Origin of the sequence: Parasutterella secunda, assembly GCF_016901835.1 — a bacterium.
In the GTDB taxonomy this organism is placed as follows: domain Bacteria; phylum Pseudomonadota; class Gammaproteobacteria; order Burkholderiales; family Burkholderiaceae_F; genus Aphodousia; species Aphodousia faecavium.
In genome coordinates, this window is the sequence record NZ_JACJKX010000071.1 from 1 (window position 1) to 208 (window position 208).

Below are 208 nucleotides of genomic sequence, written 5' to 3' on the forward strand. Positions count from 1 at the left end.
GATCGTAGCTTTCTTCGGTCTTTCCACTTGACCAAAAGGCATTAGGAGATCCCGGTGTTGGCCAAAGTGCGTCTGAGCGATTATCACGGAAACCACCTGTAATGTTTGGTAACTGCGCCTCCAACGCCTTACAAACATCTGCAACGGTAGTTGTACCCTGAAAAACTCTACCATTCATGTCTGGAAGAACTGCATAAGTGCTGGAGTC

1 protein-coding gene is annotated in these 208 nt (G+C 47.6%); it reads right to left on the reverse strand.

Translation table 11 applies throughout. The features are described from left to right. Positions 1–208: hypothetical protein (locus tag H5985_RS09380; RefSeq protein ID WP_205051035.1), on the reverse strand; the 208-nt coding region annotated here is incomplete at both ends.